General features: G+C 54.2%; 22 protein-coding genes. 4 read left to right on the top strand and 18 right to left on the bottom strand.

The annotated features are described in order from the left end of the window. Positions 1–11: 11 nt before the first annotated feature. The 9 genes from U8U01_RS04425 to U8U01_RS04385 form a co-directional block, all read right to left on the bottom strand. A complete protein-coding gene (locus tag U8U01_RS04425) occupies positions 12–941 on the bottom strand; it encodes a BadF/BadG/BcrA/BcrD ATPase family protein (protein WP_322170910.1) in 930 nt (309 codons plus the stop codon). A gap of 20 nt (positions 942–961) precedes the next feature. Further along, on the bottom strand, positions 962–1,888 hold the full coding sequence (murQ, locus tag U8U01_RS04420; RefSeq protein WP_322170907.1) for an N-acetylmuramic acid 6-phosphate etherase: 927 nt from the start codon (positions 1,886–1,888) through the stop codon (positions 962–964). A gap of 233 nt (positions 1,889–2,121) precedes the next feature. Beyond that, positions 2,122–4,260, bottom strand: coding sequence for a DUF6259 domain-containing protein (locus U8U01_RS04415; RefSeq protein WP_322170905.1), 2,139 nt, complete (start codon positions 4,258–4,260; stop codon positions 2,122–2,124). Between the two features lie 56 nt (positions 4,261–4,316). After that, entirely contained in the window at positions 4,317–5,969 is a 1,653-nt protein-coding gene (locus U8U01_RS04410; RefSeq protein ID WP_322170902.1) for an extracellular solute-binding protein, read from the bottom strand. 146 nt (positions 5,970–6,115) lie between these two features. Beyond that, positions 6,116–7,009: a carbohydrate ABC transporter permease gene (locus tag U8U01_RS04405; RefSeq protein WP_322170899.1), complete on the bottom strand. Its 894-nt coding sequence runs from the start codon at positions 7,007–7,009 to the stop codon at positions 6,116–6,118. A 12-nt stretch (positions 7,010–7,021) separates the two neighbouring features. After that, positions 7,022–7,954: an ABC transporter permease gene (locus U8U01_RS04400; RefSeq protein WP_322170896.1), complete on the bottom strand. Its 933-nt coding sequence runs from the start codon at positions 7,952–7,954 to the stop codon at positions 7,022–7,024. A 408-nt stretch (positions 7,955–8,362) separates the two neighbouring features. Continuing rightward, positions 8,363–9,025, bottom strand: a complete 663-nt coding sequence (locus tag U8U01_RS04395) for a potassium channel family protein (RefSeq protein ID WP_322170893.1) — start codon at positions 9,023–9,025, stop codon at positions 8,363–8,365. Positions 9,026–9,076: 51 nt separating this feature from the next. Then, positions 9,077–9,706: a potassium channel family protein gene (locus tag U8U01_RS04390; protein WP_322170890.1), complete on the bottom strand. Its 630-nt coding sequence runs from the start codon at positions 9,704–9,706 to the stop codon at positions 9,077–9,079. 59 nt (positions 9,707–9,765) lie between these two features. Next, a complete protein-coding gene (locus U8U01_RS04385) occupies positions 9,766–10,317 on the bottom strand; it encodes an SH3 domain-containing protein (protein ID WP_322170888.1) in 552 nt (183 codons plus the stop codon). Between the two features lie 531 nt (positions 10,318–10,848). On the opposite strand from U8U01_RS04385, the gene rpsB reads away from it, so the two are divergent. The 3 genes from rpsB to U8U01_RS04370 all read left to right on the top strand — a co-directional run bounded on the left by rpsB (position 10,849) and on the right by U8U01_RS04370 (position 13,678). After that, complete coding sequence (rpsB, locus tag U8U01_RS04380; RefSeq protein WP_322170886.1) at positions 10,849–11,604, top strand: 30S ribosomal protein S2; 756 nt, start codon at positions 10,849–10,851, stop codon at positions 11,602–11,604. A gap of 252 nt (positions 11,605–11,856) precedes the next feature. Beyond that, entirely contained in the window at positions 11,857–12,771 is a 915-nt protein-coding gene (gene tsf, locus U8U01_RS04375; RefSeq protein WP_322170883.1) for a translation elongation factor Ts, read from the top strand. Between the two features lie 70 nt (positions 12,772–12,841). Next, on the top strand, positions 12,842–13,678 hold the full coding sequence (locus U8U01_RS04370) for a GNAT family N-acetyltransferase (RefSeq protein WP_322170880.1): 837 nt from the start codon (positions 12,842–12,844) through the stop codon (positions 13,676–13,678). 110 nt (positions 13,679–13,788) lie between these two features. Here U8U01_RS04370 and U8U01_RS04365 read toward each other — a convergent pair whose 3' ends face one another. The 4 genes from U8U01_RS04365 to U8U01_RS04350 form a co-directional block, all read right to left on the bottom strand. Beyond that, the gene (locus tag U8U01_RS04365) at positions 13,789–15,231 is read right to left on the bottom strand and encodes a 4Fe-4S dicluster domain-containing protein (RefSeq protein ID WP_437124385.1); all 1,443 of its coding nucleotides are present in this window, start codon (positions 15,229–15,231) and stop codon (positions 13,789–13,791) included. Between the two features lie 66 nt (positions 15,232–15,297). Then, complete coding sequence (locus U8U01_RS04360; RefSeq protein ID WP_322170876.1) at positions 15,298–16,470, bottom strand: SpoIIE family protein phosphatase; 1,173 nt, start codon at positions 16,468–16,470, stop codon at positions 15,298–15,300. Continuing rightward, entirely contained in the window at positions 16,463–18,133 is a 1,671-nt protein-coding gene (locus U8U01_RS04355) for a [Fe-Fe] hydrogenase large subunit C-terminal domain-containing protein (protein ID WP_322170873.1), read from the bottom strand. Before U8U01_RS04355 ends, U8U01_RS04360 begins: the two co-directional genes overlap by 8 nt. A gap of 35 nt (positions 18,134–18,168) precedes the next feature. Beyond that, on the bottom strand, positions 18,169–18,408 hold the full coding sequence (locus U8U01_RS04350; protein WP_322170870.1) for a (2Fe-2S) ferredoxin domain-containing protein: 240 nt from the start codon (positions 18,406–18,408) through the stop codon (positions 18,169–18,171). Positions 18,409–18,849: 441 nt separating this feature from the next. Here U8U01_RS04350 and U8U01_RS04345 point away from each other — a divergent pair, with 441 nt between their 5' ends. Continuing rightward, the gene (locus tag U8U01_RS04345; RefSeq protein WP_322170868.1) at positions 18,850–20,238 is read left to right on the top strand and encodes an MATE family efflux transporter; all 1,389 of its coding nucleotides are present in this window, start codon (positions 18,850–18,852) and stop codon (positions 20,236–20,238) included. Positions 20,239–20,415: 177 nt separating this feature from the next. On the opposite strand, the gene dnaJ is transcribed toward U8U01_RS04345, so the two are convergent. The 5 genes from dnaJ to hrcA all read right to left on the bottom strand — a co-directional run bounded on the left by dnaJ (position 20,416) and on the right by hrcA (position 25,499). Beyond that, on the bottom strand, positions 20,416–21,567 hold the full coding sequence (gene dnaJ, locus U8U01_RS04340) for a molecular chaperone DnaJ (RefSeq protein WP_322170866.1): 1,152 nt from the start codon (positions 21,565–21,567) through the stop codon (positions 20,416–20,418). 31 nt (positions 21,568–21,598) lie between these two features. After that, on the bottom strand, positions 21,599–23,437 hold the full coding sequence (gene dnaK / locus U8U01_RS04335) for a molecular chaperone DnaK (protein WP_322170863.1): 1,839 nt from the start codon (positions 23,435–23,437) through the stop codon (positions 21,599–21,601). A 159-nt stretch (positions 23,438–23,596) separates the two neighbouring features. Continuing rightward, a complete protein-coding gene (locus U8U01_RS04330) occupies positions 23,597–23,827 on the bottom strand; it encodes a hypothetical protein (RefSeq protein WP_322170860.1) in 231 nt (76 codons plus the stop codon). 14 nt (positions 23,828–23,841) lie between these two features. Further along, positions 23,842–24,390, bottom strand: coding sequence for a nucleotide exchange factor GrpE (locus tag U8U01_RS04325; protein ID WP_322170857.1), 549 nt, complete (start codon positions 24,388–24,390; stop codon positions 23,842–23,844). A 65-nt stretch (positions 24,391–24,455) separates the two neighbouring features. Beyond that, on the bottom strand, positions 24,456–25,499 hold the full coding sequence (hrcA, locus tag U8U01_RS04320) for a heat-inducible transcriptional repressor HrcA (protein WP_322170854.1): 1,044 nt from the start codon (positions 25,497–25,499) through the stop codon (positions 24,456–24,458). Between the last annotated feature and the right edge of the window lie 6 nt (positions 25,500–25,505).

Raw genomic sequence — 25,505 nt, 5'->3', positions numbered from 1 at the left:
CTACCTCCTTATTATTTTGTGCCCTCTACCTGATCCCAGGCAAGCCTTGCGCAGCCCCAAGCAGCATCATGCCGGCAATCCGCCAGCCGCAAGCCCATCCCGCCGGCATCCAGCCGGGCCTGCAAGCGCTCCTGCAGGCAGGCGGATTTTTCCAATACACTGCCGGCCCCCAGGCAGGGCATCCCTTCCCCTGGCAAGGCCAGCCTCCGGGCCACAGCCTGTGCCATTGCCGCCAATTCCTGGGCACACTCTTCTACAATACGCCGGGCGGCTTTATCCTCTCTATCATACCCTAAATCACATAAAAACGCAATAGATGCAATCTCACTTTTTCCTTTCCCGCTGCGGTAAACCAGGTCAGTTAGCTGATCCACATCACGGACGCCCCAGTGGTCAAAGACCATTTCCGTTAGCAAGGTAGGGGCCTCCCGGCCGTCATGGGCGCAGACAATGGCCCGCAGCATCCGGCAGGCTATATCATAACCGCTGCCCTCGTCACCCATTACATGGCCCCAGCCCCCGGCTCGGCAAACCTGTCCACGGCTGTCCCGTCCCAGACAGATGGAACCTGTCCCGGAAATCAGCAAGATGCCCGGCCCGCCCCCGGTCCCGCCGGTTAGGGCGGAAATGGCATCGTCCGTAACCAGGACAAAGCTGTGGGGCAGTATTCTCTGTAAAATTCCCTCCAGCACTTCCCGGGCACTTGCCCGGCCTGCCCCGGCAGAGCCCAGGCAGATACAGACGCAGCCCTGCGGCGGAAGGCCGCTTTTTAAGAAGAAAAGGTCCAGCAAATCCTTCAGATTGCGCTGAACCTCCTCCTGGGAAAGGCTGGTCAGATTGGAGCTTTTGCCAAACATCTCTGCCAACAACCGCATTTCATGGTCAAAGGCGGCACAGCGGGTCTTGGTTGCGCCCCCGTCTATTCCAATGACATATCCCATGTTTATAGTATTCTCCCTATTTACACCGCGGAGCGTGTCCCGCAGCCACTTTTTTCATAATTCTTAACCGCTTTGCGCAGCGTGCTTTCGTTTTCCAGCAATTCCCTGGCAGTCTGTATATCACAGCCGCAAAGCAGTTGCAGTATGGCCAACTTTGGATATCCCTGGGCCTTTTTCAAAGCCTCTTCCGCCTCCTGGCGGGACACATCCGTGGCCTGCATCACAATACGGATGGAGCGATCCCGCAGCTTTGCATTACTGGGCGCAAGATCTACCATTAGATTATGGTACACCTTACCCAAACGCACCATCGTAGCGGTTGAGATCATGTTCAACACCATTTTCTGGGCTGTACCGGCCTTCATACGGGTACTGCCCATAATGGCCTCCGGGCCTGTTACCGGGATGATGGCAATATCCGCAGCCGATGCCACCACACCAGGGAAGGTATTGCATACCGCCCCTGTAACTGCCCCACGGGCTTTAGCAGCCTCTAACGCGCCCAACACATAGCGGGCGCTGCCGCTGGCGGTGATGCCTACCACCGTATCATGCTCACACACATTCATCCGTTCAATGTCTGCGGCACCCATCTGGCCGTTGTCCTCCGCCCCTTCAATGGCATTGCGCATGGCAATATCGCCCCCGGCAATGATCCCCACTACCTGCTCAGGCCTTGTACCAAAGGTTGGCGGACATTCCGAAGCATCCAGAATCCCCAGCCTGCCGCTGGTGCCAGCGCCCACGTAGATCAACCGGCCGCCTTTGCGCATACCGTCCGCGGCCGCATCCACCACTTTGGCAATCTGCGGAAGGATCTTGCCCACAGCCATAGCCACCTTACAGTCTTCCTTGTGGATAAGCTCTAAAATCTCTTGTGTACTGCACAGGTCTATATCGGCCGTATCAGGGTTTGCCTGCTCGGTTATCATATTCGCGTAATCCATGCTATCCTCTCCCTAAAGACTGGTTTAAAGGCGGCGCCGTGCCAAAGCCGGGCGGGGGCATCTACACCCGCCCGCCTCCGCACGCGATCTGTTTACACACCTTTTATACTCAAAGGGCCTCTAAAGCACCTGATGGCGTACCCTTTGATCTTAATTCAAGCCGTTTCCCATACTGAAACCGGCGATAAGGGCCTGGCTCTGGAGCCAGGATAGGGCTATCGCCCACCCCGGTTTTAAGCTTTCAAGTAGATCAATGACAAGGGCGCCTCAGGCACCTGAATGGCTATGCCTTCCGCCGTCTGGCTAATCCCGGCAGGCGCGCCTTCCAGGGCGTCTACGGTATGGCATACCGCCGTTTGGGCGTTTTGCCCTGCCAGCCCCAGTATAGCGGGCTTACCCGTGCTGTTGGCACAGGCGATCAAAATGCCGTCTTTCATCTGATAGCGGGCGGCCTGGATCCCCTCCGGCAGGCCGAGGCCTTCCACATCCCGATACTCGCCCTGGCCGTAGGTTTCCAGCCAGAACTTCCGCAACGCAATCATCTTTTGCAGATAGCGGTAGCCCTCTGGATCCCGTGTAAAGGTATTGTCATCCACCAGGTCGTAAATCCAGTAGTACATACCCAGTCGGAAAGCCCGGTCCATAATGGCGCGGGAGGCCTGGGCCACGTGGACGGGCCGCATAGCCAGGTTCTGGCCGGGGTAGAGCATATCCACCAGCCGCTGCTCCGGGAAGGTATAGCGGTACATCTCCGGGAAAGCCCCGTTGTGGTGATAGGAGAAAGTTGACACCAGTTGCCCGGATACCAGGGGCCCGTAAGAGTCAGAGCAGCCCTCATGGATGGTGGAGATCACACCCTTGCCGTCTTGCTCACGTTGGGTATGCAAGCGGTTCAGCAGCTTTTGATAGCCTACATTCCACTGGCCAAAGCTGTGGTCATGGTCCGGGTTGGTACACCACCCGGCAGCACCCATAGCCAACTGGTCCAGGTACACACCGTCAATGCCGATGTCATCCCCGGTCACATAGCGCACCGTATCCGCCATTTTATCCTGCCAGCCCTTGCTACCGATACACATGGCGGCAAAGCACAGGTCGCCGGTACCGTACTGCTCGGTCATAATGGAACCGTCTGCCAGACGGATACCGTTTTTGGCGATGAAATCCCGCAGATGCTCATACTTCAGGTTGGCCAGCCGGGCGTTGATGTAGAAACAAATATGCCCGCCCCGCTCAATAAGTTCCGTCACCTGCTTTTTCAGTTCTTCCCTGGTGCCCACATCCTCTGCAGGGTAATACTCCGGGAAACCATGGTCGAACCCGTCGTGGTGCCAGCCGGCCATCAGCAGATGGTTAATGCCCAGTTCCCGTGCCTCGTCCAGTAGCCGGTTGATATCCTCAAAGCGGTGGACTACCCCGCCGTTCTGGTATTTGAAGTCATAATGGGCCATCAGCCCTGGGCTGGTTCTGAACCATTCGGGCATCTTATTCCCGGCAGGCAATACCGTCCGGTGGAAGGCCCGGTAGCGCTCCGCGCCCTGGTGCCAGTCGCCCTCATGCAGGGCCGCCACTGTGGCGGGGGACTGCCAGACCTCCCCCATCTTCAGGTTTAGAGGATGCCGAAAGGAGAAATTCATGCCCGGCCTGTCCGCGCCCAGGGTGTCGGCCCGCAGGTTGCATATGCCGAATGCCGGGTCGTGGCAGGCGAAGTAGAGGCCAAAGCCACTGCCGTAGTAGTCCAGCCACTTCATGGAGAGCAGGCCGGAGTAGTTGTTTTCCACTCCATACAAGCCCTCCTCGCCGGGCAACTGGCCACCCAGTGATTCCTGGGTATAGATATACTTATAGTCCTGCCACCTCCAGCAAAGCACCTTTTGTTTGCGGGAGAATGCCGTAACAGGGTCTTTTACCTTTACGCCAGCCACATAGGGGTATACCAGGGTATCATCCTCCCAGGTTTCCCCCAGGTAAACGCCGTTGATGCACGGGAAACGCACGTCCTGTAGCACCGCAGGCGAACTGTTTTTCAGGGACAGTTTCCAAACGCTGTCCGCCTGACCCTCCGGCAACTCTACCGTATATTGGGCCTCTACCGCACAGGGGCGGGCGCCGTCCCAAAGGTAGCCGTAAGTGATCCGGGCAGAGCGACCTTCCTCTCCTATCTCGACCTGTGCCCGCAGCTTAGGATACCGGGAGATCGCGTCAGCGTCGCCAGGGCGCAGGGTTCTACCGTCACCGGTCAGGATGGCAAAAGGCTGTGGAAGGGTGTAAGAATGGTTCTTGATAAGGTTCTCGCCGGTCCTGGCCCAGTTGAATTCCAGCAGTTCGCCGGTGGAACTGTCAAAAGACAGGGACAGAAAGCCGTTGGTCATGTGGTATCTGCTTTTATAATACATACGCACTCCCTACAGGGGGCTACCCCGCCAGTTTAGTTGTTTTCGTAGTTGTCCAGCGCACGCTGCACGATTTCACGATACTCACCCAGGCCCATGCTCTCAATGCGGGCGCAGTAGTCATCCCACTGGTCAAAGCTGGTTTCGCCGGTAATGAACTTGGCAGCCATCTCGTCAATGTAGGCATCAATGTCCGTCTTTAGCTCAGACAGGCGGGCGGAGTCCTCCACGGAGTAGTTAAAGGTGCCCCAAATTTCCTCGGGGGTGTAGTCCATCATGGCCTGTGCCGCGTTCACGGTGATTTCGGGGATCAGGTGGTTACCAAAGTGCAGGTCATCTGCCACCGAGGGGTTGGCACCGCCGCCCCACACAGTGTACTCAGCTAGAACTTCTTCCTGACTCTTGCCATCAGGGTTATTGGTGACCAAATCGGTAAACTTGGGCTCGCCGTTGCTATCATCTTCAAAGGTTTCGCCCTCAATGCCCATAAAATAGTGGGCGATACCCTCGTCTGAGTAGAACCAGTCGATCCAACGGAAGGTTTCGGTAGGATAGGGGTTGTTCTTTGTGACAAAGGAGTTCTGGCCGGCTACAGGGTTGGTGCGGGCACTAAACATCTTGTCGCCGTTGGGGCCCTCCAGCGGGGCGGCAAAGTTGGTGTAATCATCGGCATAGTCGCCCATATAGTTGTTGTTGTGGCAGAAAACTACGCCCAGTATATTCTGTGCCGACTTGGCGGTTATGGCCGCTATATCGTTGGTAAAGTACTCCTGATCCAGCAGCTTTTCGGTATACAGCTTGTTCAGGTACTCCAGCTCTGCCTTATACTCAGGGGCAGTACGTACGCAGCGCAGTTCATTGGTCTTGGGGTCAATATCCCAAATCTGCTGGGCGGTGCCCCGGTTCAGCAGGCCAAAGCTACCCGCCAATGCGGTAATAGGATCCAGGTAGCTGCTGGCTGTAAGGGGGATCTCGTCGGCCTCGCCGTTACCGTTGAAGTCAAACTCCTTCATCTTTTTCAGCAGTTCATAGAACTCGTCCAGCGTGGTGGGCATTTCCAGTTTCTGGGCATCCATCCACTTCTGGTTGATAAACATTTTGGGGGAAATACGGGAAGGGGATGCAGTGACCAGGTAGGGGAACCCATAAATCTTGCCGTCACTCTGGCGGATGCTCTTGGCGATGGAGGGGTCATTGTCCAGGTAACTTTTAAAGTTGGGGACAGCGTCCATGTAATCATCCATAGCCACAAAGGTGCCTTCAGCCGTGTACTTGGTAATGTCTGCCTGCTGCATATTACACTTAAAGAACACGTCCGGGATCTGGTTGGAGGCAAACTTCAGGGACAGTTTTTCCTGGAAGGACTCGGTGGGGGCCACTTCAAAGTTTACCCGCACGCCGGTAGCCTCTTCAGCCAGGTCAAAGATCGCCCGCTCGCCAAATTCCACTTTGGAACTGCCTGTACCATCCCAGGCAAAGCCGGTCAGCTCGATAACCGCTGGAGTATCTCCGCCTTCTTCGGAGGCAGTGTCCCCAGAGGATGCGGAACTGCCGGAACTGGCCTGCGAGGTGCTGCTGGAACTGCCTGTGCCAGAAGAAGTACCGGAATCGCCGCCACAGGCTGCCAGGGACGCTACCATAGCGCCAGCCAGCAGGATCGCCAACATTTTCTTGATTTGCTTTTTCATTGTGTGAGCCTCCTCGCTCATGTAGTTTCCGTTCAAGTCTTTGGGTTTCTGGTTTTCGCCTTGCTCACTTTACCCTCCTTTCCTACGCCTTGCTCCCCGGAGCGGCATCAGCCCTACAGTGGCTGTAGCCCCGGCGGTTATATTCGTTATCCCTTTACAGCCCCTACCATAATGCCCTTTACAAAGTATTTTTGTAAGAAGGGGTACACCGCTATAATGGGGGCAGTGGCCACCACGATCAGCGCGTACTTAATGGTTTCGGCCAGGAGTTGCCTGCTTGCTGCGTTGTCCAGGTCTGCCATCATCTCATCCGAGGGGGTGTTCTGAATCAAAATAGAGCGTAGCACCAGTTGCAGCGGGTAAAGCTGCTTACTGCTGATATAGATCAGGGCGTTAAAGAAAGCGTTCCAGTGCGCCACGCCATAGAACAGCACCATTACCGCGATAACCGGTGTAGACAGGGGCAGGATCACCCGGAACAGCAGTTGGAAGTTGGTCGCGCCGTCCACCATAGCGGCCTCTGTCAATTCAAAGGGGATGCTGGTTTGGAAGTAGGTACGGATAATCACCACGTTCCACACAGAGATAGCGCCAGGGAGCAGGATGGCCCAGATAGTATCCAGCAGCCCCAGAGAGGATACGGTCAGGTACAGGGGGATCATACCGCCGCTGAAGAACATGGTAATGGTCAATACCATGGTAAAGAACTTCTTGCCTACAAAGTCCCTGCGTGAGAGCGGGTATGCCGCCAGTACCGACAGCGCGATATTGATGGCTGTGCCAAACACCGTATAGAACAGCGTATTGCGGTAGCCGGTCATGATATTGCCGTCTTTAAACACCATGCCATAGGCATCTACACTGAAGTTTTTTGGATAAAGGATCACCTTGCCTGCCAACACTTCCAGGGGGTCACTCAAAGAAGCGATCACGATAAAATAGAGCGGGTAGAGAATCACCAGCATGATCAACACCAAAAGAACCGTGTTGATGATATCGAATGCCAGGTCGCCCCTGCTTTGCTTGATTTTCACACGCATTCTCCCCCTTCCTCAGAACAGGCTGGTCTGATCCAGCTTTTTTACAATGGTATTTACCGTAAGCAGCGTGATGAAGTTGATTACGGAGTTGAACAGGTTGATCGCCGTAGAGAAGGAATACTGGCTTTGGGTAAGCCCCACCTTGTAGACGTACGTGGAAATCACCTCTGCCGAAGAACGGTTTAGGTCGTTCATCAGCAAAAACACCTTCTCAAAGCCTACGCTCATCAGGGAGCCGCAGTTCATGATCAGCATAATACACACGGTGGGCAGGATACCCGGTATGTTGATGTGCCAGATCCGCTGCATCCGGGAGGCGCCGTCGATGACCGCCGCTTCATGGAGTGCGGGATCGATACCGGCCAGGGCTGAAAGATAGATGATGGAGCCCCATCCCGCATTCTGCCAGACACCTGTAAGCACATAAATGGTTTTGAAGTATTTGCTCTCGTACATAAAGTTGACTACTTCCAACCCCATTGCCTTGCGGGCGGTGTTGATGATGCCTGAAGAGGGGGACAGGAACAGCATGATCATGCCGGCCATAACCACCATGGAAATGAAGTAGGGCGCATAGGTAACGGTCTGCACGGTCTTTTTAAAGTGCTTATTACGCACCTCGTTGAGCATGAGTGCCAGCAGGATAGGCACCGGGAACCCCACTGCCAGGGAATACAGACTGATGGTAATGGTGTTCCAGATGATCATACCGCAGTTGCTGCCGTTAAAGAACCGGATAAAATGCTTAAACCCCACCCAGGGGCTGCCCCATATGCCCAGCGAGCCGGCAAAATCTTTAAAGGCGATCTGCACACCGTACATAGGCACATAGCAAAAGATTATGAAGTAGGCCAGCACTGGCACGAACATCAGGTAAAGCTGCCAGTTTTTTGCTATCCCTTTCCATAGCCTGCCAGATTTGTTGTTCATCGCTTTTTCTTTCACCAAGCTACCACCTTTCCCTTTTTCATCCTCATGGTTCACGGCATATACCGCGCCGAAACCCCCGTTTCGGAACTTTATTTCATGTGTATTATAATACTTACGGAATAAAAAGTCAACCTTTTTCGATACTTTTCTAAAAAAATTTTCTGGTTACTCGTAGCGCTTGAGATATATTGTTCATTATCTCTCTTTAATCCCTCAGAATATGCAGTGAATACCGCCAATTAATGAGAACTAGAAGGTACTATCCCCTTTTTATTTCTTGAAATGAAATTCCAATTTGCAAAATATGGATACATATAAAATCTACATCCATAACTTCCACTAAAACAATCGCCATGCCGGATTTCACCATCAAAAAAGCCGGAGTGGTTATCCACTCCGGCCCCCTCAATCGGGTATCCGCATCTATTTTGTTGCTGTAAGCGTTTTACGCAAACCCTTACGGCTGCGCTCCTCTGCCACTGCCACCAGTTCATCACCAGTATGCAGTACTGTAGAACCATTGGGGATCGTCAACTCCCCCTCCCGGATCAACGCAATGACCAGCGTGCCCTTTGGGAAAGCCACATTCTTTAAGGCTATCCCCTCCCAAGCGGTATCGTAGGGCAGTGTCATCGAGCTAATCTCCCCTTTGCCCTCCTCTAGGCTGGCGATCAGGTGGGTATGGGCACTGTCGGCCTCCTGCTCAATAAGCTGTACCACCAAGTCTGTACTGCTGACCACATTGCGGATGCCAAGCGCCCGGAATGTTTCGGCATTGCGGGGGTCGTTTACCCGGGCTATTACCTTTTTTGCCCCAAAATGCCCTTGCGCCAGTTGGGCTGCCACCAGGTTATCCTGATCCACCCCGGTAACTGCCATCACACAGCCGGCCTTTCTGGCACCAGCGCTTTCCAGCACCGCTACATTGGTGCCGTCGCCAGGGTAGACAGCAGCATTCAACTCGTTGGCAAGCAATGTACAACGGGCATGGCTTTTCTCTATCAGGCTGACTTCATGCCGGCGTTCCAGCAACAGGCGGGCCAGGCTTTTGCCGGTCTGTCCGCCCCCTATAATAATCATGCGCATATGGCTATGGCCGCCTCCTTCATCTCAATTAGCAAGGCCGTTGATCCTCCGTCAGTCGATCCGCCTGCTGATTACCAGTGAATCCCCCTCGGCAAGGGCGATATTGCCGGCGGTTTCCTTCAGCAAAAACCGACCATCAGCCCGCACCACACCAAAAATACCACAACCAGGTAGGTCGATGTCACCGGTGGTACGGCCTATATAGCGGCGATCCGTGGGGATTACCTCCAAAGCAACCGTAGCTGTCCCAAATGTCACCTGGCGGCTCTCAAAGGGGCTGACCAGCTCGGCCACCAGCTTTTCTCCGGCCATATTGGTCGGGCAGACTGTAAGCAGGCCTGCGCCGTCAAAAATATCTTCCCGCGCCGGGTCGGAGATTCGGGCTGCCACCCGTTCTACTTTGAAATACTTTTTGGCAATCTGCCCCACGGCAATGTTCAGGTTATCGTCGCTGGTAGTCACTGCCACCGCGTCACAACTCTCAATACCTGCCTGGCGCAGCACATTTAAATCCATAGGAAAACCTACAAAGGTCACGCCGCCAAATTCAGGGGAGAGTTGGCTCAAATTCTCGGCGCTTTCATCTACCAACATAACCCCATGGCCCAGCTTGTCCAGCGTCTGGGCGGTCTTGCGGCCCAGCAAGCCGCCACCTATAATCAGCACATTCATGTACGGCACACCTCCTTGTATTGCGTTGGATGGGCATTCAAGCAAAGGAAAAACAGTCTGCCGCAAACTTATTCGCCGTCTTCCTCACTACCGGGGATAGGGGTAGCCGCAGGCGAAGGGCTATCACCGGGAGCAGGGGATGTGCCGGTTTCTGGGGCAGGGGTAGCTGTAGGCGCAGGGGTAGCCATCAACTGTTGGTACTGCTCAACAGTGATCTCTACTACCTCTACAAACTCAGCGGAAACATAAGCGGGTACCCCTTCAAACTGCACGTTATACCAGCCGTTCTGGGGGCTGTCAGCAAGCAAAGCGAGCCGGTCTCCCTCTTCCACTGAGCCCAACCACTCGCCGTCCGTAGAAGGGCTTTCGCGTACATTGAGCACATCAGCGGTAACTTTAGCCGCTTTGGCGGTAGCTGCCGGGGTGGGGGCTGCTGTGGCAATGGGGGCAATAGATGCCAGCCCTGAGCCAGTTCCAGAACTGTTATCTTTATTATCCCCGCCACAGGCCGACAGGGCACCTGCCAGCAGGCAGCCGGCCATGAGCGCTGCCAGCCCCCTCCCCACGGTTTTTATGGTGAGCCTGCTTTCTCTTCCAGAGTTTCTGCCGTTCTTTTTCATCGTCGTCTGCCGCCTTTCCGGATTCTCCCAAATTTTTATTTTAGCATATGTTTTTTTACTTAAATTCTGCCAACAAGGGGCAAAGCCCTTCTTAACTACCAATTAGACTGGCATTTGCCCCACAAGGTAAGCTGGCCATAGGCCTTACCGGCTTAAAATTTGACAGGCGCCCACCTTGTTCGCAACTATAGCTACTTACTATTTTAACATAATTCGCGGAAAAGTCTACTGGTATTTCAAAATTTTCGTAAAATATATTTCCATTCCATACACACATAAGCCCTATCCCCCACATATGTCCTAACCAGGTAGCGTACACCACAATTTTTTGGCTAGAGCTGTAAAAAAAGCTTGATTATCACCCCAACGTATGCTATAATACAAAATGGCCTTGTAGAGAGGCCATACTTCAAAACACACGCCGGAGATGCGGCTCTGGTCCCCGGTGGGCAAGTACCCCAAGGTACCCGCCTACCCTGGTCGGCCCGCAAAAGTGCCTTCGGCGGAGGAAAAAACCAGGAGGTATACAACATGGCAGTAGTATCTATGAAACAGCTTTTAGAGGCTGGTGTGCACTTTGGCCACCAGACCCGCCGCTGGAACCCCAAAATGGCGCCCTACATTTTCACCGAGCGCAACGGTATCTACATCATTGACTTGCAGAAAACCGTGCGCAAGCTGGAAGAGGCGTATAACTTCGTCCGTGACCTTGCCACCCAGGGCAAGAATATCCTGTTTGTGGGCACCAAAAAGCAGGCCCAGGAGAGTGTGAAGGAAGAGGCTGTCCGTGCCGGCGCTTACTATGTAAATGCCCGTTGGCTGGGCGGTATGCTCACCAACTTCTCCACCATCCGCACCCGCATTCAGCGCCTGGCCCAGTTGCGCAAAATGGAAGAGGACGGCACCTTTGAGTTGCTGCCCAAAAAGGAAGTTACGAAACTGCAACTGGAGATTGAAAAGCTGGAAAAATACCTGGGCGGCATCAAAGATATGAAATCCTACCCCGGCGCCCTGTTTATTGTGGATCCCCGCAAGGAGCGCATTGCCGTTTCTGAGGCCCGTAAGCTGCACATCCCCATTGTGGCTATTGTGGACACCAACTGTGATCCCGATGAGATCGACTACGTGATCCCCGGCAACGACGACGCCATTCGTGCTGTTAAGCTGATTGCCAGCGCAATGGCCGACGCGGTCATCGAAGGCCGTGAGGGCCAGATGGGCGCAGCCGCCCGCGATGCAGAACCCGCTGAGGAGGCTGAGGCCCCGGCGGAGGAGAACGAGGCATAATTCTCCTAGCCTGGTGGTTGATATGGAAGTTTTTCCATCACAGCCATCATTGGGCGTTTTAGTCCTCGTCGGCCCGGAAAACAAGATGGACAACCTTATTGGGCAACAGGCTTTCACCCCTTTATAGCCTTAACCACGTGGAGAGGGGCGGTGTGCCGATTGCATCAGAAGAATTTTCTATATTTTTATATCATGAACCTAATCCTATAACGAGGATTTATAAATACTGGTAAGCGAAAGGATGAAGTACCCATGAATTTTACTGCCAAAGACGTAGCCGCTCTTCGTGAAAAGACCGGCTGTGGCATGATGGATTGTAAGAAAGCCCTGACCGAGGCTGAAGGCAATATGGACAAGGCCGTTGACCTGCTGCGGGAAAAGGGTCTGGCTGCCTCTGTGAAAAAGGCCGGGCGTATTGCCGCCGAGGGCGTAGCTATGGCGAAAACTAGCGAGTGCGGCAAGGTTGCCGTAGCTATCGAAGTAAATGCCGAAACGGACTTTGTGGCGAAAAACGCGGAGTTCCAGGTTTTTGTCGACACCTGTGCTGACACGGTGATCTATGAAAACCCTGCCGATGTGGACGCCCTGCTGGCCTGCACGGCCCACGGCAGCGACATGACTGTAGACGCCCTGCTGAAGGACAAGATCTTGACCATCGGTGAGAACATTAAGGTGCGCCGTTTTGCCCGATTTGAAGGGGCTGTTACCTCCTATGTACACGCCGGGGGCCGTATTGGCGTAATCGTAAAGTTTGATGTAGACGATGCCATTGCCGCTACAGACGCTTTCAAAGCCTGCGCCCACAATGTGGCCATGCAGATTGCTGCCTTGAACCCCGAATACCTGGACGAGGCCAGCGTACCTGCTGGGCGGGTAGAGAAGGAGAAGGAAATCCTCACTCAGCAAATCGTGGACGAGGGTAAGCCTGCCAACATCGCCGAGAAGATTGTAACCGGGCGATTGGGCAAATTCTTCAAGGAAATTTGCCTGGTGGATCAGGCCTATGTGCAGGATGGCAGCATGAGCGTACAGCAGTACGTGGACAGCGTTGGCAAGGAACTGGGCGGCAGCATTAAGATTGCCGCGTTTACCCGCTTTGAAAAAGGCGAAGGTCTGGAGAAACGGGAGGACAACTTTGCTGAAGAAATCGCCAGCATGGTAAAATAAACTTACAATTCTGTAGGTTTTAGGGAGATAACAATGGGTATTTCCCTTTTTGTTTTGAAAGGGGTCGCCAATGACAGATCAACTTTTTGCTTTGTTTCTCCGCTGTTTCCCGGAATACCAGACCACCCGGAAGTTGTTTGCCGAACTACTCAAGCCTGAAGAGGCCCATATTATTGCAGAGTACGCCCGGGGCGAATTGGCCGGGTATGCCATGATCCATGGTGGGTCGATCCCGATACTGTGCGTGGCGGAAGAACACCGCCGGCAAGGAACCGGCTCCCGGTTGCTTGCAGCATCGGAAGAGTACATCCGCTGCCTGGGGAAAGAAAAAATCACTTTGGGCTGCGGTCCCCACTATCTGTTGCAGGGTGTGCCGGATGTAGGTAATACTGTTTATTTCTTTGAGAAACGGGGCTACACCGCCGGCTGGACCAGCGTCAATATGGAACTCCACCTGGATAAGTTTGACATCAGCGCTTTGAACATCCCTCCCGCGCCGGAGAGGCTCAGCTACCGCATGGCCACCGCCGCCGATATGCCGGAGTTACTGGCTGCTGTAGAGGCTGCAGAACCCAACTGGCCTGATATTTTTAAGACCTGTGTGGATCCCATTTTTCTGGCGGTTTTGGACGGGAAAATTGCCGGGTTCGAGGTTCTCGCCTCAAACGGCGGACGGTTCCTGCGGCCCGGCCAACAGGTAGGCTGCGTAGGTTGTGTGGGCGTTGTACCCGCCATGCGCGAGCGTGGCATTGGCATGGACATGGTCGCCCAGGGCATCCAGTGGCTGAAGGAACAGGGTTGCACCCTGATCGAACTGCGGTACGTTTGGCTGGAAAATTGGTACAAGAAACTAGGTTTTCAAACCGTCGCACGGCAATGGATGGGCGAAAAATCCCTGACTGCGTAGCCGGTTAAAACCAGCATAGTAAAACGGTATGGGGGGGCTCCCCCATACCGTTTTTGTTATGCATATGCATATATGGCTTTAGCTATCTAGATACTTACCACTCGTAACGCTTACATATCCAGGAAACCTATCGCATCATTGATGGACTTCTCCATAGCCTCTTTGCCGTACTTATCTACCTCAGCCTTATTCTTTTCTCCATGGGTCAGGCAGCCGGCACCACCGATACAGCCGCCCACACAGGCCATGCCCTCAATAAAGTTGCCGGCCAAGGCGTTCTTGGATTTTTTCAGCAAGGCCATGCGGCAGGCCTCGATGCCATCACAGGGTACAGCCTTTAGGTCGAACTCAATACCCTGCTCCTTCATAGCCTGGGCCACGGCATCAGACACGCCGCCGGAGCGGGCGAAGATGCGCCCATAGTAAGAGGCATTGTCCAGCACGTCCTCCGGCAAGGTGGTAATATCCATATCCAGGCTGTCAAAGAGGGCCTGCAGCTCCTCAAAGGTCAATACCGCGTCAATAAGAGGGCGTACCCGCTCCTGTCGTGCTTCGGCCTTTTTGGCGGTACAGGGCCCGATAAACACCACTTTGCCCGTGGGATCTGTCTTCTTCAAGTACTCTGCCAAGGCAGCCATAGGCGACAGGTTATGAGAGATATGCTCCTTTAACTCAGGGAAAGCGGACTTGACATAGGACACAAAGGCCGGGCAGCAGGAGCTGGTCAAAAAGCCCTTCTCCGCCAGTTCACGGGATTCGCTCATGGCCACCATGTCAGCACCCAAGGCGGCTTCAATCACGGTGAAGAATCCCATCTCCTTCAGCCCCGTGATCACCTGCCCCAAGTTGGCGTAGGTAAACTGGCTGGAAATAGACGGCGCCACCACCGCATACACCTTATAGTTCTTGTTTCCCTCGCTCTTTTTCAGCATATCGATGACATTGAGCATAAAAGACTTGTCCGTCACCGCGCCGAAGGGGCACATATACACACAGGCCCCACACTGGGTGCACTTGCCGTCGTCAATAGCCGCAGCCTTATCCTCGTTGATGGTAATCGCCTTAACCTTGCAGGCTACCTGGCAGGGACGTTTGCGGTCTACAATGGCAGAGTAAGGGCACACCTTTGCACACTGGCCGCACTCCACACACTTGCTCTTATCAATATGGGCCACATGGTTATGGTCAAAAGAGATAGCCCCCCGGCGGCACACATCCTCGCAGCGGTGGGCAAGGCAGCCCCGGCAGGAATCTGTTACCTCATACCCTGCGGCTGGGCACTCATCGCAGGCTATGTCGATAACCTCAATGATGTTGGGGTTGTCAGCGTGGCCGCCCATAGCCATTTTTACCCGCTCGGCCAGAATTGCCCGCTCCTTGTACACGCAGCAGCGCATAGTCGGCTCCTTGCCCGGCACAATGGTCTTGGGGATGTCCATCATATTCTCCAGCAGCTTATCCTGCCAGGCCAGGCGCGCGGTTTCCCGCAGCACCTTGTATTTCAAATACTGCACTTTGGTATCAAAGCGCCTTAGTTGATTCACTTGGCTCACTTGTCGCCCTCCTTAAATTGCAGCATAGGCTTTGGGGAAAGACCCACGCCCTTCCCCATTACCTTACTAGAAATAACTCACCTTTACACGCTTGCCCATCTGCCGCAGGCAGTCCACCAACTCCTCGGCCAAGCTCATTTTAATGCTGAAGGTGATGGGCAGATCCGGGTTCTGGTGGGCGGGGTTAATTGCCCTGCCCACATAGAAGTTGATATCCGTGGCCTCTTCGAACAGGAACCGGCTGATCATGGCAGCGCCATCCCGTTTCATGCCCCAATCCTCGTAGCGGTCGTTATCCTTTAAGTAGTCTTTGGCATACTCCAACACCCTGGCAATGGTGATAACGCCTTCTGTGACCAGGTCGCAGCCCTCCAACTCTGCGGTAGGCGGCAAGTCAGAACCTTCAAAGTTCAAGCTGGGCTTTAGGGGCTTACGCAAGAACTTGGAGGCAATGGTGGAAGTAGTACCACCACAGACAATATGCTTGCCCTCTTTGGAGAAGAACAGGCTCATCATCCGGTCGCAGTCGTCCCGGTTGGAGGGGGGACCGAAGAGCAGGTTCATGGGCTCCCGCTTGCGTATCTTCACTACGCAGGAGGTCACGTCATCTTTCGGCTCTCCCCCATACAGCTTATAACACTCGTCAACCAGCATGGTAGAGAGGGTTTTTGCCGTATAACCGGCCAGCACAATGGTTTCCATAAAGCTGGTGATATCCTCAATGGCCCAGCCAAAGTTGTACTCAATACCAATACCCGCGTGCGGGCAGCCGTCGCTCATAGCGATAAACACGTCATTCTCCCGCAAAGGAATGCTGGACTTAAAAATCTGCTTACCGCCTATGTTCATCTCGGTCTTAGGGTAGTCATAATTGGTGCCATCCCGCAGCAAAATCACATGGGGGTTGTCGTATTGGATGATCTCTGCTACCTGGTTATTCTGTAAGTGGAGGATGGTAAAGGTGGAGTAGGCCACCCCGTGCTCGGAACTTACCGGCAGGGTAGCAGCCACGGCAGAAACACACTCCTCCAGGGGCATCCCCTCGGCCATCATAGTAGAGATGATTTTGGAGGTCAGCGTAGAGAGGATGCTTGCCTTTACACCGCTACCCAGGCCGTCGGCCAGCACCACCACTGTGGAGGAATCCCCCTGCTCGATCACATCCACATGGTCACCGCAGAGTTGCTCGCCGTAATGGTTGATGCTTTTGTATCCGATATCAGCACACAAATCATTCATCGGTGATCGACTCCTTCAGCTTGGTCAGCGCAATTTTGGTTTCAGCGGCAGTTTCACCCAGAAGGCTTGCGATCTCCTGGACAATACGCATCTGCTTATCCACTACCTTGTCGGCCACCTCCACAGTCTGGCGGCTGATATCCTCTTTCTTCTCGCGCTCCAACTGCTCATCCGTGATGTCCCGCATGACACCAATTAGAATGTGCAGGTCCCGGTCATAGACCACGGACTGCTCTACATAACATTTATACTCAGCCAAGTACACCCGCTGGTCGTGGATATCCCGCTTGGTATTCAACACATTCAGGAACACAGTAGGATCCAGAATACGTACCACGGGTTCACCCAGTACATCGGAGGCCGCGCGGATGTTCATGATCTTCCGGGCGGTGTTATTGATCTGCTGTACCTCCAACTCCTCGTTGAGCACGATGAGGCCGTTGGGGGTGTTGTTGACAATGGCGTCGGAGAAACTCTCGGCCTTATCCTTCAGGAAGGGCAGGCACATACTGATCTCTGCCTTGCCCTGGCACACGGCAATGGCCTTTTCCCGGCAGGTATTGTAGCCACAAGAACCACAGTTCAACTCCTGGGAGGGCTTGAACTTGCCCATCTGCCGCAGCACGGTGTTGATCTCCACCTCGCTGGGCTGCTGGTTCTGCATTTCCAGATAGGGGAAAGTCTTACGCATGGAACGGGGCTCAGGCTGCTTGACCTCGAAATCCCTCTCCCCCGCAAAGTTAGAAACAGCCACATAGTCCCGCACCGGAGAACGGTCTTCCATCACCGGACCACCTACACAACTGCCGGCACAAATGGACATCTCAATAAAGCAGTTATGCAGCTTACCGTCTACAACGTCCCGTAGGGCAGCAATACAGTTCTCGGCCCCATCCAGGGCCAGGTACGCATAACCAGGGGCATCCAGCTTCATAGTCTTGAGGATACCGCCGGTGGTGGGGAAGAAACGGGCCCGGCTGCACTCTTCGGCATCCATTTCCTTCTCCAGCTTTACGCCGGCAGACTCCAGCCACTGGGAGAGTTCCTCAAAGGTAAGTACTGCGTCTACAACGCCCTCATAACGGCCAGCCTCATCCTTTTTGGCTACGCAAGGGCCTACAAATACGGTTTTTGCATGGGGGATGCGCCGTTTGATATCCTTACAGTGGGCCATCATAGGGGAGTCTATATCAGCCAAAAACTCCAGCGCTGCCGGGAAGTGCTTTTGGATGAGCAGGTTGATTGAGTGGCAGCAGGAACTGATAAGCACATCCCGCTTGTCCTCTTTAAGCATCCGCTCATACTCGGTTTTGACCATTGTGGCACCCAGGGCAGTTTCTTCGGCATCGAAAAAGCCCAGTTGTTTAAGGGCCTTGCGCATAGAGCCAATGCCCACCCCCGGATAATTGGCCACAAAAGAAGGGGCAAGGCTGACAATTACCGGCTCGCCGCTTTGCAGCAGCACTTTGGCCTTTTCGGTTTCATCCACGATCTCTTTGGCATTTTGCGGGCATACCACGAAACATTGCCCACACAGGATGCACTCGTCGCTGATGATATGTGCCTGGCTGCCCGAAAAACGGATGGCCTTGACGGGACAGTGGCGAATGCACTTGTAGCAATTCTTACAGTTCGATTTCTTCAGCCGCAAACAGTCCGGCATAGTCCCAGTCTCCTTTCGTTATTTGCCTTCAGGGCTCAGACCTTTGCCTTGATGTGGGTCTCAAAAAATGTTTCGGCGGTTTCGGGGGACACGGAGTGGAACTCGTCATCTACCGTAACGCAGACGCCCTGCTGGCATTTGCCCATGCAGAAGGTGCCGGCCAGGTCCACCTTGTCCTTTAAGCCGTTGTCCGCAATAAGCTGCTGGAGCTGCTCTACCACCTGACGGGAGCCTTTGATATGGCAGGAGCTGCCGATGCATACAGTTACTTTCATGATCTTGACCTCCAAATTGTGTTTATAGTGGAAACTCTGTCATTATTCTAGCATTTTTCGTCCAAATTTGCAAATGGAAAATTTATATATCCGCACAATCGTTATCGATAACTATTTATCGATAATTTCAATAAGAAAATCGTCTATTCTGACTAAGACAGCCTTTGTAAAGAAACCACTCTTCAATAAAGAGCGCCTAACCCTTAACAGGTTTTCCCACCTTCCCTTTATATCCCTGTTTCCCTTTATCTCTATGCTTTTACTTGTCTGTTTATTTCCTAAATAACTTATTACTTTTCCAAGTCTAAAAACAGCCCGTGCACAAGGATATTATGTGGCTTTGAAAGGCGCTCTGTTGGGGACAGTGTAAGGGCTTGCAATTCTCATAAGAAAGGTTTATAATAATTGCATAAACAACTATTTTATGGGAGTGTGGGAAAATTGCAACTGATTAACGCCCAGAAAATCTGTAAGGGCATGGATATAGGGGAAATCCCTCCTAACCGGCGGATCATCCGTGACGCGTTGGACGTGGCCTGGCCGTCGGTGCTGGAATCTTTTTTCGTATGTTTGGCAGGCATGGTAGACACCATCATGGTAGGTTCGCTGGGTTCCTATGCTATTGCAGCGGTTGGTTTGACCACCCAGCCCAAGTTTTTGGGCCTGGCTTTCTTCCTGTCCTTGAACGTGGCGGTATCCGCGCTGGTTGCCCGGCGCAAAGGAGCGGGCGACCGGGAAAGCGCCAACCGCATTGTACGCATGGCGCTGCTGATTACAGTTGCCCTCACTGCCGTAATCAGCGCGCTCTTTATGGTGTTTGCCAGCCCGATTGTACGGATGGTGGGGTCGCAGGCTGACACCCATGAATATGCCGTACAGTACTTACAGATTATTATGGGAGGGCTGGGGTTCTCCACCATTTCGCTGATGCTGAACGCTGCGCAGCGGGGTGCCGGGAACACCCGCATCGCCATGCTGACCAACATCATTTCCAACACGGTAAACGTTATCTTCAATTACCTGTTGATTGGGGGGAAGTTTGGCTTTCCGGCATTGGGCATCCGGGGGGCCGCTTTGGCTACGGTAATCGGCACGGTTTGCGCCTGCACGCTGAGTATTGCCTCTGTGCTGCGCAAAGATGGATTTATCAACCTCCGCGCGGTAAAGGGGTGGATTGCCGATCGGGTGAGCGTCCACTCGCTGCTGAACGTGGGCTCCAGCGCACTGGTAGAACAGCTTTGCCTACGGGTAGGCTTTTTGCTGTTTGCCATGACAGTAGCCCATCTGGGTACCACGGAAATGGCCGCCCATCAGATTGGCATGAACCTGATGAGTATGTCTTTCTCCTTTGGTGACGGGCTCTCGGTGGCATCGGTTACATTGATTGGCCAGAGCCTGGGCCGGGGACGGGCGGATATGGCGAAAATTTACGGCAATGTATGTCAAAAGCTGGGGCTGCTGTGTGCCGCGGCGGTATCGATACTTTACTTTGTATGTGGCAAACAGATTTTCATGCTTTTCTCGCAAGAGGCACCAATCTTAGAGTATGGCACAGTGATCATGCGGTTGTTAAGTATCACGCTTATTTTCCAGATCGAGCAGGTCACACTGTTCGGGGCTTTGCGCGGAGCCGGGGATACCCGGTTTACGGCACTGGTTTCGCTGGTGAGTGTTACTTGCATCCGGCCTGGTATCAGTTGGCTGCTATGTTACCCGTTGGGGATTGGCCTGATCGGCGCCTGGCTTGGCACCTTCTGTGACCAAGCACTTCGGTTTGTGCTAACGTTTATCCGTTTCAGGAAGGGAAACTGGACGAAAATCAAGCTGTAAATTTGCCCCACAAGGGCCCAAAAGAATTCTCAGCCGCAGGATACATTAAATCTCTGGATCCTCTTGGTATTACCCGTGTAACGCTGGCTTTGGGCGGTTAGGCCGCCAGCGGGCACTCCCTATCACAAAAAAGCCCTGTTAGCAGATGCTTTAACAGCCTGCCAACAGGGCTTTTGCTTAATCTTCAAACATACTCTTCAGCTTGGAGAAAAAACTTTTTCTCTTCTGATAATTCTTGTCGTCCGTATTCTTATCCAGTTCAGCCAGAATTTCTTTCTGGCGCTTATTCAGGTTTTTAGGGATTTCGACCGTTACCTGCACGTATTGATCCCCTCGGAACCGGGCATTGTGCAAGTTTTGGATGCCTTTCCCTTTCAAACGGAAAACATCGCCAGGCTGGGTACCCTCATGCACGTGGTAACTTACTTTGCCGTCCAGGGTGGGCACTTCTACATCCGCCCCCAGGGCTGCCTGGGTAAATGTGATGGGCATCTCACACCACACATCATTACCACGGCGCTGAAAGATGGGATGGGGCCGTACCGACACATACACGTGCAAGTCGCCGTTGGGGCCACCATTGCTGCCTGCATTGCCCTTACCGCTCACATTTAAAATCTGTTCGTCAGCAATGCCGGCCGGCACCGAAACCTCTATCGTTTTGCGGCGGCGCACCTTACCCTTGCCGTCACAGGTGGGGCAGGGCTTTTCGATAATCTTCCCTGTCCCCCGACAGCGGTCACAAGTCTGGCTGGACTGCATTACCCCAAAAGGTGTACGCTGGCTTACCCGCACCTGGCCGCTACCGTTACAGTTGGGGCAGGTCTTGGGGCTGGTGCCCTCTGCTGCACCGGTTCCATGGCAGTCCGCGCAATTCTCTATCTGCTGGTACTCTACATTCTTTTTGCAGCCCTTGGCGGCCTCCTCAAAACTGATAGCAAGGTTGGCCTGCACATCGCCACCCTGGCGGGGAGCATTGGGATTACCCCGCCGGCCTCCGCCGCCAAAACCACCGCCGAAAAAGCTATCAAAAATATCACTGATGTCAAAGCCCGCACCTTGGAAGGGGTTCCCGCCCCCTGCGCCGCCCCCGAAGTTGGGGTCAACACCTGCATGGCCAAACTGGTCGTACCGGGCCCGCTTGCCACTGTCTGACAGCACCTCGTAGGCCTCGTTGACCTCCTTGAATTTCCCCTCGGCCCCTTTGTCACCGGGGTTCAAATCCGGGTGGTACTTTTTGGCAAGCTGGCGGTAGGCTTTCTTTATTTCGTCCTCCGAGGCTGACTTCTGGATGCCCAGCACCTCATAGTAATCTCTTTTTTCTGCCACTCAAATCAACTCCTGCGCACCCAGCCGGGCCTTAGTTTACGTCTTTAAAGTCCGCGTCGTAGACATTACCATCGTTGCCGGGAGCGCTGGGATCCCCGCCTACCGGGCCCTGGGGGCCACCCTGGCCTCCCTGAGGCGCTGCCTGCTGGTAGAGTTTTTCACTGGCAGCATAGATAGCCTTTTGCAGGTCGTCCATGCCGGCCTTCAGTTCCTCCACAGAACCGGTTTGCAGTTTGTCCCGCAGGGCGGCTACCTTTACGTTTACCTCGTTCTTCTCCGCCTCAGGCAGCTTGTCGCCGCTGTCGGCAATCATCTTCTCCGCAGAATAGCAGAGGTTCTCGGCATTGTTTTTGGTGTCTACCTCTTCCCTGCGCTTTTTGTCTGCCTCGGCAAACTGCTCGGCCTCTTTTACAGCCTTGTCAATATCATCCTTGCTCATATTGGAGCTGGAGGTGATGGTAATATGCTGCTCTTTACCGGTGCCCAGGTCTTTGGCGGAAACGTTTACGATACCGTTGGCGTCAATGTCAAAAGTAACTTCGATCTGAGGGATGCCCCGGGGTGCAGGAGCGATACCATCCAGCCGGAACTCGCCCAGGGATTTGTTATCTTTGGCAAAGTCACGCTCACCCTGGAGCACATGAACCTCTACCTGGGTCTGGCCATCAGCCGCAGTAGAAAACACCTGGCTCTTCTTGGTAGGAATGGTGGTGTTGCGCTCAATAATGCGGGTCATAACGCCGCCCATCGTTTCTACGCCCAGGCTCAGGGGGGTTACGTCCAACAGCAGCAGGCCCTGTACCTCGCCGCCCAGTACGCCCGCCTGGATAGCCGCGCCGATCGCCACGCACTCGTCAGGGTTGATCCCCTTAAAGGGATCCTTGCCAATAAAGTTCTTTACTGCCTCTTGCACAGCCGGAATACGGGAAGAACCGCCTACCAGCAATACCTTTGTAATCTCCCCAATGGACAGGCCGCTATCCTGCAAGGCCTGGCGCACAGGCCCCATAGTTTTTTCCACCAGATCGGCAGTCAGCTCGTTAAACTTAGCCCGGCTCAAGGTCATGTCCAGGTGCTTGGGGCCAGAGGCGTCAGCGGAAATAAAGGGCAGGTTGATAGCCGCAGTCGTAACGCCGGAAAGTTCAATCTTTGCCTTTTCAGCCGCCTCTTTAATGCGCTGCATCGCCATTTTGTCCCCGGCCAGATCAACGCCCTGCTCTACCTTAAAGCTGCCTACGATCCAATCAATCACCCTCTGGTCAAAGTCGTCGCCACCCAGACGGTTGTTACCGGCCGTGGCCAGTACCTCCTGCACACCGTCACCCATCTCAATAATGGACACGTCAAAGGTTCCGCCGCCCAGGTCATAGACCATGACCTTCTGGTCATTATCCTTATCCACACCGTAGGACAGGGCTGCGGCAGTGGGCTCGTTGATGATACGCTTGACCTCCAGCCCGGCAATGGTGCCAGCGTCTTTGGTAGCCTGGCGCTGGGCATCGGTAAAGTAGGCGGGCACAGTGATTACCGCGCTGGTGACGGGCTCACCCAAGTAGGCTTCGGCGTCTGCCTTCAGCTTTTGCAGGATCATGGCACTGATCTGCTGGGGTGTATAACTCTTGTTGTCTATGCTGACCTTGTAGGCGCTGCCCATCTCCCGCTTAATAGAGGAAATCGTACGATCCGGGTTGGTGATAGCCTGACGCTTAGCCACCTGGCCCACCATGCGCTCGCCGGTTTTGCTGAAAGCAACCACAGAGGGGGTCGTACGGGCGCCCTCGGCATTGGCGATAACAACGGGCTCGCCGCCCTCAATTACCGCTACACAGGAATTTGTAGTACCTAAATCGATACCAATCGTTTTTGCCATGTTCAATTACCTCTCTTGTATTTTATTTATTTTAATTTTTTATTGCTTGACACAATCAGTCTATACGCCTCTGGATCTGAGATAGGCGTCCTCATCCTCTCTGGCCTCAATAAACGCCTGCCCCAAGTCAATCTGGTAATGATCTGCCAGCCACATAACTTAGGCAATCACGCCAGCCATCTCAATGCCCAGCCGCCGATCCACCTCTGCCTCTTCCCCGGCCCAGGCGTAATCGTTCTCTTTTAGCATAACCTGCTTGGCCAGTTCACCTACCTGTTTCGTCAGTTCAATCATCGCGCCTTGTGCCTGCCACGGCTTTCCCTCGATCTCACGAAAGCGGCGTACAATGTCACGATACATATTCTGCATTTCGGCAAACGTTTTGCCCATGAAGCCTTCTCCCCTCAATTCGCCACCTGTACCATCGCATGGCGGACTACCCGGCCGCTCAGGGTGTAGCCCTTTTGGAACACGGCGGAGATCACGTTTTCACCCAGGCTTTCGTCCTCAATGTGGGCCACCGCATTGTGCAACTTGGGGTCAAATACCTCCCCCACCTGGCCCGATTCGGCAATACCCAGCTTTTCAAAGGCCGCCCGGATCTGTGCCTCAATCATCTCCACGCCCTTTCGCATATCCTCCGCTGAGGCGTTCTCCTGGCTCAGCGCCAGGCCAATATTGTCGGCAATGGACAAAATCGCCTGCACAGTGTCGGACACAGCGTTGTTGTAGATCGCCGTCTTTTCCGCTGCCGTGCGCTTACGGAAATTGTCATACTCTGCCAATACGCGCAGATGCTGCTGATGCTGCTCCTCCATCTCTGCCTGAAGTTTTTCCAACTGGGCGGCCACGTCCGGCTCCTGCGGGGGCTGGGTGGGTTCCGCTGCCTCATGGGTCGTTTCCGTTTCCGGAGGCTCGCTAGTTTTCGGTTTTTTCTCTTCCTTGCTCTTCATCCCTTATGGCTCCTTTCCTTAACTATATAAATAAAGCTGTCTTTCCACTTTAATGCCTTGCGTACCTACTCCTCCCGGGCCAATGTGGTAAGGTAGCTGCTTACCTGTTCGGCCAGGTAGCGCAACAGGGCGGTCAGGCGGGGGTAATCTACCCGTACCGGGCCGATAAGCCCCAATGTACCCGCCTCCTGGGCATCCACACTATACTGGGACATCAACAAGGTGGCCTCTTCCAGTTCCGGGCAACCACACTCCCGGCCAATGCGTACCATGACCTGCCCGGCCTTGGGGCGCCCTGTTTGCCTGCGCCCCAACAGTTCCGGCAGTTTTTCTTCCTGCTCCAGGAAGTCCAACACCCGGCGCACACCCAGTGCCCCTAATTCCGGGTAGAGCAGCAGGTTCATCTGCCCGCCCAGCAGGGTTTCGGTGTGGGCTGTATCCGCCGCCACCTCTAATAGGGCCCGCAAAGGCGCCCCTGCCAGTGCGTACATCTCCCCCAGCGAGGCCCCTAGGCTTTGCAGGAAAGCAGGTGTGATCTCCTCTACCGTGCGGCCCGTTACCCTCTCATTGAATACCCGGAAGAACACCCGGAGGATATCTGTGGTCAAGTCATAGTCGCAACGGAACACCCGGCTCTTCATAGTACCGGCAGAACTGATAAGCAAGAGCATGGCCGTACGGCGGCTGGTCTGCACCAACTGCACAGCCTTTACCCTGGCCCCTGGGCCACCGGGGGTAGTAACCAGCGCAGCGCACTGCCCTACTCCCGCCGCCAACTGCACCACCCTGGATAGCAACTGCTCCGGGTCATCCATCCCTGGCGCCAGATGGGCGTCAATCCACCAGCGCTGTTGGGGTTCCAGCTCAGGCACCTCCATCAAGCGGTCCACATACTCCCGGTACCCTTTTTGAGAAGGCACCCGCCCGGCTGAGGTATAAGGCTGCTCTAAAAGCCCTAGTTCGGTAAGGCTGGCCATCTCGTTGCGCACCGTGGCCGAAGATACGCCGATCTCTTCCGCGATCGCCTTGCTGCCCACGGGCTCTCCGTTGCGGATAAAGCCAGTGATTACCGCGGCCAATATTTTCTCTTTCCGCATGGTAAGTTCCATGGGAGA

Origin of the sequence: Acutalibacter caecimuris (assembly GCF_034335085.1) — a bacterium.
Taxonomy (GTDB): domain Bacteria; phylum Bacillota; class Clostridia; order Oscillospirales; family Acutalibacteraceae; genus Acutalibacter; species Acutalibacter caecimuris.
Note: the sequence above shows the minus strand (reverse complement) of the source record. Positions and strands in the feature narration are given on the sequence as shown.